We start from the raw sequence: 15,335 nt of genomic DNA on the forward strand, positions 1-15,335 counted from the left end.
TCTATAGTCTCCCCTGTGACCGGCGTTCCCGTTGAAGCCCCACCTCCACGCTGGATTGCCCCCTGGCTGGCCCTGCTGGCTCCGCTCTATGTGATCTCACCCCTGGCGCTCCTGGGCTTGCCACACCTTAAGCGCCTGCCCAAAGCAGTTCTCTGGGTGCTGGGGTTCTACGCGCTCAGCCAGCAGATTCCTGCTCTGTTTACGCCGGAGCCTCTGCTGGCTAGTGTGCTCGCGTTAGCGCGCACACTCTTGATGTTCGGATTGATGGGAGTTGGGGTAGCGTTGGGTAGCAGCGAGCAATTTAAGCAGATTACATTCGGCCTCGCAGTTGTATTTGTTACAGCCGTTGCATATAGCCTTTCTGTTGGGGCTGATATATTCACAAGTCGACTGGGCCATCCGTACATGACATCAACTACACTCGGAATAGCTGGGGCTTTCGGTATTTGGATTGCGCTTTTCACAACCGGAAAACTTCTTTGGAAAATTCCGTTTGGGATTTTAGGCATGATAATCGTACTACTGTCTGGAAGCCGCGGTTCATTTATTGCAGCTGTTCTTGGTTGCATAGTTGGGTCTTTTGTCTACCGTAATAGGAGGATGAATCTTGTTATTATTGTAGGGTTAGGTATATTGGCTGGGACAATTTATATCGGAAATCGTGTGAACTTTATTGCTATAGATCGATTGAATAGTGTAGATACGACTGGGCGTGATATTGTTTGGTATAACACGTTGACTGTAATTCAGAGTCAGCCCTGGGCGGGTGTTGGTAGTTACAGACTCGGCAAATATTTGTCCCCTTCAATCAATGATTGCACAACTTTCGTAGGATTTGACGGTCGATCAGCCGAATGTTCTAACATTGTAACCCGCTTAGGAAACCCTTGGCAAATTGCTCACAATGGAGTTTTGCATCAACTTGCTGAAACAGGATTCGTAGGATTGATGGGGCTCACGGCTTTACTGGGTTATGCATTATTTAATGCCGCTTTGCGTGGTGATAGACTTATTCTTAGCATCCTCATTGGAATCATTTTTGCATCAATTAACGATAATACTTTGATTGTACCTAGTCCGTTTTTTGCAGAATTATTCTGGATAGCAGTCGGTATCGCCATCAAAAACGGCGAGGTGTTCGCCTTTGCTGATTTATTAATAGGCTTTATCTCAGTAATAATTTTGTCTACACCAATTTTATATAATTTATCCACGAGTAGTAGATATAGTGTTGTAAAGCTAATGTACATTAATGCACCTAAACACGTAAGGATTGGAAACAAATACACAGTGGTGTCCAAATTTTACCTTATGCCTGGACAATATAGAGTAGTATTGTTTTCTTGCTCAACTTATTGCATTAATGCAGGAGTGACAAACTTCACAGCACTTTCAAACAATTCTGATATGATATTTGTCTCTGGAAATATTTTGAATGAGAAAAGTCAATTAATTAGACTAAGACTATATAATCTTAAATCGTCTTGGGATATTAATCCCGTAGCTGAAAAGATTTGGAAGGTTGATGTGGAATGAGTAAAGGAAGATTTAGCAAATTAGCACTTTTGTTAGCAAATCTGATGTTGTGTCTTGTATTGACGTCGATATGTATACAATTATCTCTAAAGTCACAAAAGGCGTTTCTTGAAACCAAGAGTGTTATGCAGCAATCCGAGTGTTCGAAAGAACTTGATTTTGAATTTGGCTACCAAAAGGAGGACAGTAGCGTAAGAAGAGTAGGAACCGGCTTCTATTTTTCTGGGAATGCTTGGATTGAAACTACACTATGCAAAGGCGGCTTGCTAATATTCAGCGCAATGGGCGAGCCGGCCTTAGGCGAATATCCTTTATTGACTATCATGCTTAACGACACGATTGTATTCAATAAAAGTATATCCAGAACGAAAAATACAAGAATACATTTATTAACAGGGGGAAAGCTCATTATTGGATATTTTAATGACTATTATCTAGCCGATGTGAGAGTAGCTTATCTTAGAGGCTTAAAATTGACAAAGTCAAATTGCGGGAACACTTTTAAAGCTAAAGTGCCTATTGATAATGGTGGCGGCTGGTTCCCAGACTCAATGACGGCAAGTTTGGTAAGGTCTAGTCCACTCGAGATATATCCATGTGGACTTGGAATTCTTAACATGAGCTTAGATGGCATCAAAGGAGGTGGAATATACCCCACAGTGAATATTCTGCAGGATAACAAGATACTTCATACAATAATCACATCTCAAAAACCACAAAAATTCAGCTTTAAAGTTAACGCCGGTGCGGTCGTAGCACGCATTGCTAATCCGTATGGCATTACTTTACAGGATCGGAATTTGAGCATTAGTAGTATAATATTTAAACCGGATCCAACTCCAGACCCATAATCCTTTTCCACCGCTCAACATTTAAAGAAACATCAGCGGGCAGCACCACTGTTGATTCCGAACGCAGACCCATTTTTACTGTCTGGCTACGTCGACGCGCCAATTCAAATACACTTTTTCGCTCCGTTGCAACATGGAGCACTTCATATTCAATCTGCTCACTATGGCAGATTACTTCTGTAACCAATGGAGCGATAATATCTACATAGTCTTGACTTGTGAATACGTCGCTGAAGGCGACCGGGTACTGGAATTCCCTTGGGCGAAAACTGGTACGCACGATCAAAAACCGCCCTGCACATCGAGCAGCCTCCTCGGCAACCAATTTGGTCAACGCATAATAGTTGACAACCGGCCCTGGCGTATCCGTCTCACGGTAATTTCCTTTCTCGCCACTGAAAACATAGTCCGTCGAGATGTGAACCAGCTTCGCGCCAATAGCGTTGGCTGCACGGGCCACATTACGGGTACCCTCTACGTTTATTCGCCAGCACCTATCACGCTCTGTCTCAGCAAGACCTACATTTGTATAAGCTGCGGCATGGACAACTATTTGAGGATTCTCCCTCTGCAATATCGTGTGAACCTGCTGGGCGTCGGTGACGTCGAGCTCCTTGCTGGATGGTGCGATGATCTGCGGTAGAATTGCACGCAACTCCGTTCCAAGCCGTCCACCGCCTCCTGTAAGCAGGATTTTAGGAGAAGTCATCTGATACTCCCAAACTTATTCTCTGGAATGAGCCTGACCAGATCTTGACGAACGGACTCAAAATCATTTGCCTCCGCATGGCGGCGGAGGAGCTTCAGTTGCTCATGCATAATGTGGGGGTCAACCTTACCAAGCTTGGCACTGAAAATCTCACTGTGGGAAGTGGAATTGATGTCTTCACTACTCATGAGTAATTCTTCATAGAGTTTCTCGCCCGGCCGAATGCCGCTGTAAACCACATCAACATTCTGTGCACCGCTCAGACGTATAACGTCATGCGCCAGGTCAGAGATTTTCACGGGCTCGCCCATGTTCAGCACGTACACCTTGCCATTTTCCGCAAGCCCTCCGGCCTGAACAACCAGCTTGGCTGCTTCTGGTATGGTCATAAAGTAGCGAACCATTTCGGGGTGAGTCACGGTGATAGGGCCACCCGCACGGATCTGGGACATAAACGTGGGGACTACGCTCCCCCGACTGCCCAGCACATTGCCGAATCGGACGGACACGAAGGCCTGGGTCTCACGGGCCTGGGCCGCCCCGGCAGAAACCACCATTTCAGCGATACGCTTCGAAGCCCCCATCACGCTGGTTGGATTAACCGCCTTATCCGTGGAAACGTTCACTAGGCGGCTCACCCCGAATTTCAGGCACAGTGTGACGACATTATCTGTGCCTATGACGTTGTTGAGAATCGCCTCGGAGGGCGTCTGTTCCATCAACGGAACATGTTTGTGCGCCGCCGCATGGAATACAACATCCGGGCGAAACTCCTTGAAGACGGCCTCCAGCCGGGCCGCGTCACGCACGTCTCCAATCAGACCCATCTGTTTGACTTCAGGCCAGTTCCGCACCAACTCCTGCTGGATGCTGAAAATGCTGTTCTCACCTCGCCCGAAAAGCAACACCGTAGACGGGCTGAAAGTCACGATCTGCCGGACGATCTCGGAGCCGATACTACCGCCAGCTCCTGTCACGAGAACAACCCGTCCCCTAAGATAACTGGCTATTTCCTGCGTATTCAGTTGCACTGGAGGCCGCCGGAGCAGATCTTCCAGATTCACGTCCCGAATCTGGCTGATGTTCACAGATCCGTTGAGGATCTCGAAGACCCCGGGAATGATCCTATATCTTAAATGAGATTCACGCGCCTCGTCGACCACCCGCCTGATAAAATCGCCAGATGCCGAAGGCACAGCGATGAGAATTTCCTGTGCGCCCTCACGTTGTGCCACCGACTGAAGTGCAGCGACCTGTCCAAATACAGGTAACCCCAGAACCCGCTGCCCCACCTTGCTGAGCTCATCGTCAATGAAGCCAATGGGCACCAGGCCAGACTCCGGATGCCGCTGCATCTCGCGTGCGATAAGGCTGCCAGCTTCGCCGGCACCGACGATCAACACGCGCCGCGCATCATCCGCTCTCTGCCGGCGCACCTGCTCGCTGAGCATCCGTGTGCCGAGGCGTGCCCCACCCATGAAGAGAAAACCCAGGATGCCGACGAGCAAAGGCACACTTCGGGGTAATTGCAGCCAGGTCTGAAGTATAAATCCGGCCGCAAACATAATGAGTGTCGCCAGGCTCACTGCACGGGCGAGCAGGATCAGATCCGAGATGCCCGCCCGTTGCCAGTTCTGGCGATGAAGCTGGTAGACATTGGCAACGCTGCCCATAACCACCAGACTCAGGAACATGTAGCTCCAGACATTGGCGGGGACACCTAAGGAAATAAGTTCAGGTTTTCGAAAGCCGTAGGCAAGCAAGGTAGCGGCCCCCCATAACGCTGAATCAATCAGGTATTTGGAATGGGTGGGCGTGAAAAGAATTGGCTTCATTTATTTCCTGTCCCCTTGAAGACCGACAGCAGTGTGAGCTGGATAATCTCGAAATCCCTTCTGAACCCTAGCGTACGCATATACTGGGCGTCTCGCCGAACCTTCTCGACATCGTCGAGATCATCACGGCCGGTGGCCTGGGCATATCCTGTCACGCCCGGCAAGAGCGCATCAACGCCTGTCTGTTCCCGTAGCCTGAGCACTGGCGTCTGCGTCATCAGGGCGGGGCGTGGGCCCACCAGACTCATTTCGCCCCGCAGCACATTCAGCAGCTGTGGCAACTCATCCAGACTGGTGCGGCGCAACACGGCTCCAAGTCGGGTCACCGGACTGACCCCCGTGCGCTGCATGTCCTCCGTGGAGAGGTGAGGAGTACCAACCTGCATGGTTCGGAACTTGAAGATCCTGAAAGGACGGTGCCCCTGGCCTGCGCGCTCCTGAATAAAGAGCGGATGTCCCGGCGAATCCAGGCGGATCAATGCCGCTAGCCCCAGCAGGAGTGGGGCCAGAACGATCAAGGCAAGCAGGGCCAGAATACGTTCCAGCAGTGACCTCACCAGCAGATATCGTCGCTGTGACGCGCTGAGGGTATAGCGGGATGGCTCCGTTCTCTGAGAAGGGCGGTCACGATCCAGACTCTGACCCGTACGGGCCATCGCCTGCCAGACTGGGTAAGGTGGCGTCCAGCTCAGGAGACGCTGGGCTTTGGCGCTGCTGACCTGGAGCGAGCCGGTGAGACGCCGGATTACGGCGCCTCGTCCGGTGATTCGGCCCACCCAGAGCAATAGGGGAACTGGGATGGCCGGCAGCCTGGCATGACGGCCCTGGGTCTCGGCGAGGAAGCGTGTCAGCTCGGGGGTCGAGAGATCCTGCCCATCCGAGGCGAAAAACATCTCACCGGGCGCCGCCGGATGCTCCAGCGCCACCGCGATCAGATCTGCCAGGTTGCCCACATAGACCATACTTCGCCGGTTTTTGATGGCGCCGATAGGTAAGGGAAAACCGCGACCAGCGGCGCGTGCCAGGGCCATGAAGTTGGCCTTGACACCTGGGCCATAGACCAGCGGGGGGCGGAGGATCACGACTCCCAGGCCGGTATCCTGACCCAGGCGCAGCAGGGCCTGCTCGGCTTCCCACTTGCTCTGGCCGTAGGGATCGCTGGGCCGGGGCAGGTCGTCTTCCGTCAGCGGACGGTCGCTGGACTCGCCGTTCACCTTCACGGAACTCAGGTAGACGAAGCGCCTGACTCCCTGCCGGGCCGCGGCCGCGGCCAGCGAAAGGGCCGCGTCGCGATTGACCGCCCGGTAGGCCGCCAACGGATCGGGATGGGTGTCGTTCATGACGTGGACGCGGGCCGCCAGATACACGATCTGATCAACGTCGAGCAACATCTCGCTCCAGTCCTCGACCGTCTGGGTGAGATCGGGCAGGGTCACGTAAGCCGCCCCCGGCGGCACGGCGCTGCGCTGCCTCGCTGCAGCCAGCACGAGCTTTCCCCGGCTCAACAGTTCAAGCACGACCACCTGTCCCACGAAACCGCTGGCCCCGACCACCAGCACCCGACCACTCATGGCCTGACCGCCAGTGCCGAGAAGAGGGCTTCGAGTTCCGTCAGACTGGCCTCACGCTCGAAATGACGTTCGAAGTACTCGCGCCCTCGCTGGCCCAGTGCGTCCCGTTCCTGGGCAGTCATGGCCTGAAGATGCCGGGCAGCGTCAGCCAGCGCCTGGGGCTGCTGTGGGGCAACGACCAGACCCGCCTCCGACTCGCGGACGATGGCTGCGCCCTCTCCATCGAGGCTGGCCAGCAGGGGCCGGCCGCAGGCCAGGTAGGACTGCACCTTGGCCGGCACGGTCAGGGCGAACAGGTTGTCGGCGCTCAGGGACACCAGCAGGGCCTGTGCCTGCGCGAAGTAGCGCGGCATCTCAGCCGGAGGATGCGCGCCCAGAAAATGGACATTGCTCAGGCCAGCGGCGGCGGCCCGGGACTCCAGTTCGGCACGGACGCTGCCGTCACCCAGAAAGACCCACTGAATCTCATCGCCCCTGGTCAGTTCGGCCGCCTCCAGCACGGTGAACAGATCCTGCGCCGTGCCCATGTTGCCGGCGAACATCACCGTGAAGCCGCCGGGCAGCCCGCGAGCCGCGGCCCACTGCGGCTCGGGCGCCTGTGGCTGATAGTAGGCTTCGGCGTACTGGGGGTAGTAGCGGATCTGGCCCGCGGCCACGCCCAGGCGCTCTACCCTGGGGATGAAGGCGCGGGAGGTGACCAGGATCAGGTCGCAGGCGCGGTAGATCACGCGCACCATCTGTTCGACCAGCTTCAGGAGCAGTGGATGGGTCACGAAGCCGGTGGCAGCCAGACTCTCGGGCCAGAGATCCTGGACATAGAAGGCGATGGGCCGCCGCGTACGGGCCTTGAGGGCCATCGCGGGATAACCCACCGTCATGGGCGAGGGTTCATAGACGAAGATCACGTCGTAGGCATCGCGCAGGCGTGCCGGCCCCAGGACACTGCCTGACAATGCGAAGGAGAGGTAATTCAGGCCCAGCCGCACCCCGCTGCCCTGCCCCCGTGCCAGCATCGGCACCCGGACGATCCGGATGCCCTGGTACTGCTCCTCGACCACCGTGCGCCCCGAGTACCCGGACGTGAACTCCCCCGAGGGGTAGTTGGGATGGCCGGTCAACACCGTGACCCGGTGCCCGCGTTCGTGCAGGCCCGAGACGATGTCATTGATCCGGAAGTTTTCGGGCCAGAAGTACTGGGTGACGACGAGAACATGCATCAGCCCCGCCGCCAGACGACTCGGTTGACATAGTCGGTATAGCTGTGAATGATCCTCACGACCTTGTCGGATACGTTCGGCATGCTGTAGTCCGCCACCGGGCGCAGCAGGCGCTGCTCGCCGCGCGGCTGGTCAGCCAGGATGCTCAACCCCTGCATGATGCGCTCCGGGGAGAGCCCCACCATCATCACGCTGGCCTCCTCCATCCCTTCCGGGCGCTCGTGGGCCTCGCGGATATTCAGGGCCGGAAAGTTCAGGATGCTCGACTCTTCGGTGATGGTGCCGCTGTCGGACAGCACGGCGCGGGCATGCATCTGGAGATGCACGTAGTCGTGGAACCCCAGGGGCTTAAGCAGCTCCACGTTGCGGTGGAAGGTGACGCCCTGGGCGTCGATGCGCTTCTGGGTGCGCGGGTGCGTCGAGACGATGACGCGCTGGTCGTACACCTCGGCGATGGTGTTCAGCGACAGGGCGAGGTTCGCGAGGTTCAGGTCGGAGTCGATGTTCTCCTCGCGGTGGGCGCTGACCACGAAGTAGTCACCGGCACTCAGGCCCAGGCGGCTCAGCACGTCCGAGGCCTGGATCTGGGGCAGGTAATGGGTGAGCACCTCGAACATCGGGCTGCCGGTCTTGATGATGCGGTCGGGCGGCAGGCCCTCCCGCAGCAGGTATTCGCGGGCGATGTCGCTGTAGGTCAGATTGACATCGCTGGTGTGATCCACGATCCGCCGGTTGGTCTCCTCTGGAACCCGCTGGTCGAAGCAGCGGTTCCCGGCCTCCATGTGGAAAATCGGGATCTTGCGGCGCTTGGCAGGGATCGCCGAGAGGCAGCTGTTGGTATCGCCCAGGATCAGCACGGCGTCTGGCTGCTCCCTTGCCATGACGCCGTCGACCTTGATCAGGATGTTCCCGATGGTTTCGGCAGCGCTACCAATGGCCGCGTCGAGAAAATAGTCGGGTTTGCGAACGCCCAGGTCATGAAAGAAGATCTCGTTCAGCTCGTAATCGTAGTTCTGACCGGTGTGCACGATGAGATGGTCGGCATGTTCATCGAGCCGTGCCAGGACGCGTGAAAGGCGGATGATTTCCGGGCGGGTGCCCACGATGGTCATGACCTTGAGCTTGCGGACGGAAGGCACAGAATTGCTCATGCGGGCTCCACCAGTTCAGCGACCGTGTCTGGACGGGCCGGGTCGAAGAGTTCGTGCGTCCAGAAGAGCGTCATCAGGGTTCCGGAGCCCACGTTGGTGATGCTGTGCGTGTGCAGCGTCGGGATGTCGATGTAGCTCGGGGCCTCGCCGGAGACCCGGAAGCTCAGCACCTGGGTACCGGTCACATGCCGCAGTTTGATCTCGGCCTCGCCGCCCGTGACCAGGAAACGCTCGACCTTGCGGGTATGAAAGTGGTTTCCGCGCGTGATGCCGGGATGGGTGGACGACATGAAGCTCTGCCCACCGTTGGGGCTCTTGACCGCCTCGAACAGACTGCCACGCGGATCGGTGTGCAGGGTCAGGCGAACGGGATAGTGCTGTGGATACAGGTAGGAGCGGTAGGTGTTGAACAGATCCCGCCGGAAATCGTCACGAAGGTCGGGAATGATGTGCTGGCTGTACAATCCCGTCATTTCCTGAAGGGTTTCCAGCAGGCCGTACACGGTCAGGCGCTGGCCCTCCACGCGCACGTCGCCGGTGACCCCGGTGTCGATCATCGCCTCCAGGCGGCGGGCCACCTCCTGGGCGTGAATCTGTTCGATCGGCCCATCATTGTGGGGGGTCGGCGTCTCTCCACGTGCCAGCTGGTGGCAGAAGGTGGACACCACCGAGTTGTAGAAGGGTTTGCCACCCTCCCCGAAGACGCCCGGCAGGATGACGTTGGTGAAGGTTCCGCCAGATCGCCCGGCCCAGGCCGCGAGCAGTGAGGCGACCTCGCGCTTGGACGCGCCGTAGGGCGTATCGCGCTCGATGTGCGTGGAGGACGAAAACAGGACGTGGGGGCGGCTGCCAGTGGCGTCCAGCGCCTCGATCAGCTGCCGGGTCAGCCCCACGTTGGTGGCGGCCACGACTGCCTCCTCGCCCCTGTTCATGCCGGCCAGATGGATGATCGCACCACAGTCCTGGACGAAGGACGTGAGCCCGCCTTCCTCGAAGGTTCTGCGTCCGGCGGCCCGAACCTGCAGACCCTCCACTCCGCGCAGGTAGGCCTGGACGTGCGTGCCGAGCAGTCCATCTGCCCCCGTCACGCCGACGATCATCGGTTCTGCCATGCCGCCAGTTCCCTCTGCACATCCGGCAATGAGAGCAGGAGTTCTTCGATCTCCTCGACGCCCAGGCGCTGGGTATTGTGCGAGGTGTAGTCGTCGAGACTGGACTCCTCCGTACTGCCCTCGGTGAAGTATTTGGCGTAGTTCAGATCGCGGTCGTCCATGCTCACCCGCAGATAGTCCCCCATGTCCTCGGACTGCGCGATTTCACCCGCGGTCGCCAGGGTCTCGAACAGCTTTTCGGCGTGCCGGGTGCCGATGACCTTGATGGGCACGTCGCTGCGAAAGAGGTTCTTGAGGGCCTGCGCTAGGTCGGCGACGGTGGAGGCTGGCGCTTTTCGCACGAAAATATCGCCCTGCTGGGCATGTTCGAAAGCGAACAGCACCAGATCGATGGCGCTGCGCAGCGACAGCAGGAAGCGGGTCATGTTGGGATCGGTCACAGTCAGCGGCTTGCCCTGTTTGATCTGGTCGATGAACAATGGAATGACCGAGCCGCGCGAATACATCACGTTGCCGTAGCGCACGCTGGAGATCATGGTGTCCTCCGGCCCCAGGCGCCGCGCCGCCGCAGTGGCGACCTTCTCCATCATGCCCTTGCTCATGCCCATGGCGTTCACAGGAAAAACAGCTTTGTCTGTGCTCAGGCAGACCAGTGAGGCGACCTTGTGGGCAATGGCGGACTCCACGATGTTGTGGCTCCCCACGATGTTCGTCAGTACAGCCTGCATAGGGAAAAACTCGCACGAAGGCACCTGCTTGAGGGCCGCGGCGTGAAAGACCAGATCGACGCCTTCCATGGCCTGATCCACGCTGCTGCGCTCGCGGATGTCCCCGATATAGAACTTGACCCTCGGGTTGTTCAGCTTGATCCGCATGTGTTCCTGCTTGAGCTCGTCCCGGCTGAAAACGCGGATCTCCCGGACATCCGTGTCCTTCAGCAGGTGCAGGAGCTCATTTCCAAAGGAGCCAGTGCCCCCTGTGATCAAAACAACTTTTTTATTCATAATTACTTCCGCGTTGCGTCGAACTGATTTTTTCTAGGGAAGGGGTATTACTTGCTGCCATGACTGGATTTTTCATATACTGTGAGCTAGCTTGTAGAATTTCCTCCCATATTTTAGACTCTTCATCTCTTTGTCGTATCTTAGACATTGCAGATTTCATCTTAGATAGAATAATTATTTCGTATGATATGACACGGTAATATTCACGCTTATTGTTATATATAAAATGAATGTATCCTAAAATTGATGATTTGATTATTTTTGGATTTTTGCTGCGTGAATAGCCACCAAGATGCATTATTTTACATGAAGCATCGTAATATATTTTGTATTTTCTAGCTATTCTTAATAGTAGATCGCCTATTTCATGATCGAAAAAGTAGAACTCGTCAAAGAGTCCATTTTCTATCAATGCGTCTCTTCTAAACGCTACAAACATTCCATCCACCCACCTTACATATCTACTCTGGAAGTTAGGATGGGCGCTTTCATGGCCACTAAAAACGATGTTTTTTATTACTTTGGGCATTTTCGAAGCTTTATCTCTGTTTACCATAGGAAATATAGAGTTTAAAACTGAGAGCATCGTTGATTTAAGTGAGTAAATCATAATATCCCTGCTTGATGGACTAGGTAAACCGCGAGCATCAACAATCAATGGGGCAATCGCACCAATTTCTGGATGGGATTGAAATTTAGATTCGATACTATTAAATACTCCTTCCTCGCAGATTATAACATCGCTATTTGCAATTACAATAACCTCTCCTTGAGAGGATTTGATTGCTAAATTATGTGCTCTTGCAAACCCTATATTTTCGTTTAAAACAATTAACTTTACATCACTAAACTGCTCTCTAATCAAATTAACGTTATCTTCTGTAGAAGCATTATCGACTACGATGAATTCAAATTCATTAACCTCCTTAATCAAGTGTATTAGGATAGATTTGATAGCCCGTATCGTAACTTCGGGACTATTATATGAAATTAGGCTCACAGAAATCATGGTTTACTCCCTCACTATTGACTTGACTAATTTCCCTGATATTCCACATATTCCATGCCAGCAACCGATGCACATTGATTTAAGTTTTAACATCTTTTGATCCTCATATAATACAATTTCTATAGAATGCTTTATAGTTTGCAGTGTACTAGATAATATCAACTCGGGATAGAGACGAAAGTATTGTTTTCCAAGTAAGATTCTATTCCTAGTTATATAATAACATCGCAATGAATTATGTTTTGTAAACACTATTTTCCTACCAAGCACGTTTCTAGTGTACTTCTCCCCAATTGGATGAATCATAGCAATCTTACCTGACTGAGCTACGTATAAACCTTTAGATTTCAATCTGATGCAATATTCAATATCGACAGAATCGATGAAATAATCCTCTCTGAAAGCCCCGATCAATTGCAGCGTGCTCTTCTTAATTACAGACCCACTCGTAATTACTGAATATTTTAATTTAAAACTATCCTCAGCTGTTTTATCCGAATCCTCCAGTGAATCTCTGTAGCCTAATCCGAGTATGCCAAATTTTTCGTCCCCATAAATTTCAATGGTTTTCCTGACCTCATGATATATAGATAAAGAACTTTCAAACATTAGTTCAGTATCATCGTCGAAGAATATTATCCATTCAACTCTATTAGGGAGATATTGTACACCCCTATTGAGTGCATGGCCTATACCGTAATTATCGTCTAATTCAATAATAATGAGTTTTAACACAGTAATTTCAAATATAAAATCACTTTTAATTTGACGCACAAATGACGATTGATTTGATACATCTGAAAATCTATTTATTACCACTACAATATTATGCGATACATTTAACAATCTCCTCAATCTATTTGTAAACCCGGAGCCAGTATCAAAACAGACTACAACGGCACCTAAATTACTCTCATCTAACAATATTTGAGCCATTTTTCTCCTTAATGGACAGAATTATAGAATTATACAGCATTATTGGCAGAAATAGCATCCATAATCCATCAAAACTGCCAAAATAAGGATTAGTGTAAACTCCAATAAGTATACAAAGGAAGCCAGAAATAACCGCAAGAATATATAACCCTGCCGTTCTAATCAAACGTTTTAAATATATAAGACACAATCTTATAAACACGAATACGACTGGCATTGAATATATAACAAATCCTATTATTCCGGTTTGAAATAATAGTGCATGATATGAAGCCTCATATGCTGCCGAAAAATCTATAGATCTTACAAATGAAGCAGATGATGGTATGCCGTGACCGAATATAGGGGCCTCAAGCCACTCAGCAATTAATATGCTTTGCTGCAATTGCCGGATACCTAAACCACCATCATTTGTGAAGGCATCTGTTAATCTGGTGCTGAGACCAGAAAATACCCCGAATATACTTTGGTAATTATACATAAAAATAATAGCAAGTACTACAACAAAAACTGTGCTTGTAGAAATTATTATTACATATCTAATCTGTTTAATTTTGACCTTATAATTATATGCAATCCACATAAAAAAAGTGAATAAGCATGCCACAGATATTGCGATCCATAAAGCTCTTCTTCCGGTTAAAAGTACGGATGAGACAATTAGAATTGAAGATGAGTATCTCAAGAGTCTAGTTAAATCTTGGTTGAATAGCATAATTAAGACGAAAGGTGCCAGGAAGAAGAGAGAATAAACATTATAATCCACTATCTGAACATACCCTTCGTGTACACCTATTCTTCCAGTAAAAAGCGTAAGCATAGGCCCGAAATGTAGAATTCCAGCCGAAGAAGCAACGCTATTAATGTTAACCACGGATATATATATAGATGTAAAAATGAGAAATTTGATAAAATTTCTATCCATTAGAAGGTCGCAGTGAATAGAAAAGATAACTATATAGATAATTGGGGAGAATAAATACAAACTATAATATGCCGATGAATTCATTCCAGCGAATGATGATAACATCAAGTTTGTGAAACTAAATATTAACGATACTATCAAGAATATGTAATTAGACGGCACTATTCTTATCCTTCTTCCGCCCAGAAACCCAGAAGCGAGGCAAACACAGATGAGAATCAGCTTCTCCAATTGGAATTGTAAAGGATAGCAGATAATTAAGAACATAGATATATAAAAAAATATATTACCAAGCCTAATCAGCATACCGTCCCTCCCTTTTATCTATCATCTGCATAAAGACAATCAATAATTCGCACATAAGTGTAATCGAGGCAATGCACAGCGTGTATAAGGCGATAAGTCTATACTGATTAACAGCAAATTGTAAAATAATTAAACTAAATACACTAATATTTGCGATAGTGAGCAGAATTAGCAAACGTACATAAAAACGTTTCATAATTGTGAATGGCGATATTAGAAAATAGGCCACTAATATAGAGCAGTATATAAAAGGCTTGACATTATTAATACTAAAATCTGGGAAAACGCTGTTGAGGCTTGTAGCTATCCAGTCTTCGGATAAAACAGCTGTAGATAAACATAACAGTACTCCAATAAAAAAACATGCCAACCTCATTTTATAATTGAGAATAACGCCTCTAGAAAAAATTACATTGGAAATATATAGCAAGAGTGTACTACTAACAGTAATAAACAACGAGCAGAAAAAATATTGACTCCTCTGGCTTTCATCTAGCACTCGTATAGCTAAAATCCTATCAAATGAAAACAATAAAATCAACACTACATTAGTAGTGAAATAGGCTAAACCGTCACTTTGGATTAAAATATCGCGTATCGACGGATTGTAATTTAACTTTCGCTTATCATAATAAAATACAATAAACGCATATAGCAAAGTAGTTAATATTAAAAGTACCTGTCCAATTACTGCAGCATTTGATCTACCTACTAAATGAAAGTATCCTTCTAAAATAATAAAAACGATATACACCAAAGATTGTAGAAAGTAATAAAACGTCAATATTCTAGCAGAACCGTGAGAGAGCAAATAATTAATAAAAAATGCATTTAGAGATGTAAGGACGAATAACCCAATGGTGGTATAATGGAGGCCACCTAGAATAAAATAGGAAAAACAAATTAGTAAAGGAGCAGTGATTGCCATTACAAAACCCAGACTAATTGCTGAACCTAAACCAATCATTCCCTTAGTCTTCAACCAAATTATTTGTAGACCATCCGCCAAGCCTATGTGTGCAAGGCCTGCAAATGCCAACATGGTCAGGATCTGTCTCCATTTACTAAACTCTGCTTGCCCAATAACATTTGGTAAAATAATGTTAGACATCACACTTATTGTAGCGATGTTAAACATGGCAGAAGGGAAAAAAAGAGACTCAATAGCGATTT

General features: G+C 50.3%; 13 protein-coding genes. 2 read left to right on the forward strand and 11 right to left on the reverse strand.

From position 1 onward, the window contains the following. Positions 1–15: 15 nt before the first annotated feature. Both CVO96_RS18290 and CVO96_RS20825 read left to right on the forward strand, forming a co-directional pair. Entirely contained in the window at positions 16–1,536 is a 1,521-nt protein-coding gene (locus CVO96_RS18290) for an O-antigen ligase family protein (protein ID WP_133161850.1), read from the forward strand. After that, positions 1,533–2,387 (forward strand): hypothetical protein, encoded by an 855-nt coding sequence (locus CVO96_RS20825; protein WP_133161851.1) that lies wholly within the window; start codon positions 1,533–1,535, stop codon positions 2,385–2,387. Before CVO96_RS18290 ends, CVO96_RS20825 begins: the two co-directional genes overlap by 4 nt. On the opposite strand, the gene CVO96_RS18295 is transcribed toward CVO96_RS20825, so the two are convergent. The 11 genes from CVO96_RS18295 to CVO96_RS20830 form a co-directional block, all read right to left on the reverse strand. Beyond that, the gene (locus CVO96_RS18295) at positions 2,359–3,096 is read right to left on the reverse strand and encodes an SDR family oxidoreductase (RefSeq protein WP_103313871.1); all 738 of its coding nucleotides are present in this window, start codon (positions 3,094–3,096) and stop codon (positions 2,359–2,361) included. The two genes, CVO96_RS20825 and CVO96_RS18295, sit on opposite strands and share 29 nt — an antisense overlap. After that, positions 3,093–4,931 carry a polysaccharide biosynthesis protein gene (locus CVO96_RS18300; RefSeq protein WP_103313872.1) on the reverse strand — a complete coding sequence of 613 codons (1,839 nt, stop codon included), beginning with the start codon at positions 4,929–4,931 and terminating at the stop codon, positions 3,093–3,095. The genes CVO96_RS18295 and CVO96_RS18300 overlap by 4 nt, the downstream gene beginning before the upstream one ends. Then, positions 4,928–6,502 (reverse strand): hybrid nucleoside-diphosphate sugar epimerase/sugar transferase, encoded by a 1,575-nt coding sequence (locus tag CVO96_RS18305; RefSeq protein ID WP_103313873.1) that lies wholly within the window; start codon positions 6,500–6,502, stop codon positions 4,928–4,930. Before CVO96_RS18305 ends, CVO96_RS18300 begins: the two co-directional genes overlap by 4 nt. Next, entirely contained in the window at positions 6,499–7,719 is a 1,221-nt protein-coding gene (locus CVO96_RS18310) for a glycosyltransferase family 4 protein (protein WP_103313874.1), read from the reverse strand. The genes CVO96_RS18305 and CVO96_RS18310 overlap by 4 nt, the downstream gene beginning before the upstream one ends. After that, on the reverse strand, positions 7,719–8,870 hold the full coding sequence (gene wecB / locus CVO96_RS18315; RefSeq protein ID WP_103313875.1) for a non-hydrolyzing UDP-N-acetylglucosamine 2-epimerase: 1,152 nt from the start codon (positions 8,868–8,870) through the stop codon (positions 7,719–7,721). The genes CVO96_RS18310 and wecB overlap by 1 nt, the downstream gene beginning before the upstream one ends. Next, on the reverse strand, positions 8,867–9,982 hold the full coding sequence (locus CVO96_RS18320) for a polysaccharide biosynthesis C-terminal domain-containing protein (RefSeq protein ID WP_243398501.1): 1,116 nt from the start codon (positions 9,980–9,982) through the stop codon (positions 8,867–8,869). The genes wecB and CVO96_RS18320 overlap by 4 nt, the downstream gene beginning before the upstream one ends. Further along, a complete protein-coding gene (locus CVO96_RS18325; RefSeq protein WP_279327021.1) occupies positions 9,967–10,986 on the reverse strand; it encodes a polysaccharide biosynthesis protein in 1,020 nt (339 codons plus the stop codon). The genes CVO96_RS18320 and CVO96_RS18325 overlap by 16 nt, the downstream gene beginning before the upstream one ends. Then, positions 10,979–11,995: a glycosyltransferase gene (locus CVO96_RS18330; RefSeq protein WP_103313934.1), complete on the reverse strand. Its 1,017-nt coding sequence runs from the start codon at positions 11,993–11,995 to the stop codon at positions 10,979–10,981. Before CVO96_RS18330 ends, CVO96_RS18325 begins: the two co-directional genes overlap by 8 nt. Before the next feature lie 3 nt (positions 11,996–11,998). Beyond that, a complete protein-coding gene (locus CVO96_RS20660; protein ID WP_112778692.1) occupies positions 11,999–12,931 on the reverse strand; it encodes a glycosyltransferase family protein in 933 nt (310 codons plus the stop codon). Further along, positions 12,909–13,805, reverse strand: coding sequence for an O-antigen ligase family protein (locus tag CVO96_RS18335; RefSeq protein ID WP_165795428.1), 897 nt, complete (start codon positions 13,803–13,805; stop codon positions 12,909–12,911). Before CVO96_RS18335 ends, CVO96_RS20660 begins: the two co-directional genes overlap by 23 nt. Positions 13,806–14,151: 346 nt before the next feature. Further along, positions 14,152–15,273, reverse strand: coding sequence for a hypothetical protein (locus tag CVO96_RS20830; RefSeq protein ID WP_133161852.1), 1,122 nt, complete (start codon positions 15,271–15,273; stop codon positions 14,152–14,154). Between the last annotated feature and the right edge of the window lie 62 nt (positions 15,274–15,335).

The organism is Deinococcus koreensis, from assembly GCF_002901445.1.
GTDB classification, from domain to species: domain Bacteria; phylum Deinococcota; class Deinococci; order Deinococcales; family Deinococcaceae; genus Deinococcus; species Deinococcus koreensis.

Bases quoted from the DNA above. Each gene is read 5' to 3' on its own strand.
- CVO96_RS20825 (WP_133161851.1), top strand. From the start codon at position 1,533: ATGAGTAAAGGAAGATTTAGCAAATTAGCACTTTTGTTAGCAAATCTG.
- CVO96_RS18295 (WP_103313871.1), bottom strand. From the start codon at position 3,096: ATGACTTCTCCTAAAATCCTGCTTACAGGAGGCGGTGGACGGCTTGGA.
- CVO96_RS18300 (WP_103313872.1), bottom strand. From the start codon at position 4,931: ATGAAGCCAATTCTTTTCACGCCCACCCATTCCAAATACCTGATTGAT.
- CVO96_RS18305 (WP_103313873.1), bottom strand. From the start codon at position 6,502: ATGAGTGGTCGGGTGCTGGTGGTCGGGGCCAGCGGTTTCGTGGGACAG.
- CVO96_RS18310 (WP_103313874.1), bottom strand. From the start codon at position 7,719: ATGCATGTTCTCGTCGTCACCCAGTACTTCTGGCCCGAAAACTTCCGG.
- wecB (WP_103313875.1), bottom strand. From the start codon at position 8,870: ATGAGCAATTCTGTGCCTTCCGTCCGCAAGCTCAAGGTCATGACCATC.
- CVO96_RS18320 (WP_243398501.1), bottom strand. From the start codon at position 9,982: ATGGCAGAACCGATGATCGTCGGCGTGACGGGGGCAGATGGACTGCTC.
- CVO96_RS18325 (WP_279327021.1), bottom strand. From the start codon at position 10,986: ATGAATAAAAAAGTTGTTTTGATCACAGGGGGCACTGGCTCCTTTGGA.
- CVO96_RS18330 (WP_103313934.1), bottom strand. From the start codon at position 11,995: ATGATTTCTGTGAGCCTAATTTCATATAATAGTCCCGAAGTTACGATA.
- CVO96_RS20660 (WP_112778692.1), bottom strand. From the start codon at position 12,931: ATGGCTCAAATATTGTTAGATGAGAGTAATTTAGGTGCCGTTGTAGTC.
- CVO96_RS20830 (WP_133161852.1), bottom strand. From the start codon at position 15,273: ATGTCTAACATTATTTTACCAAATGTTATTGGGCAAGCAGAGTTTAGT.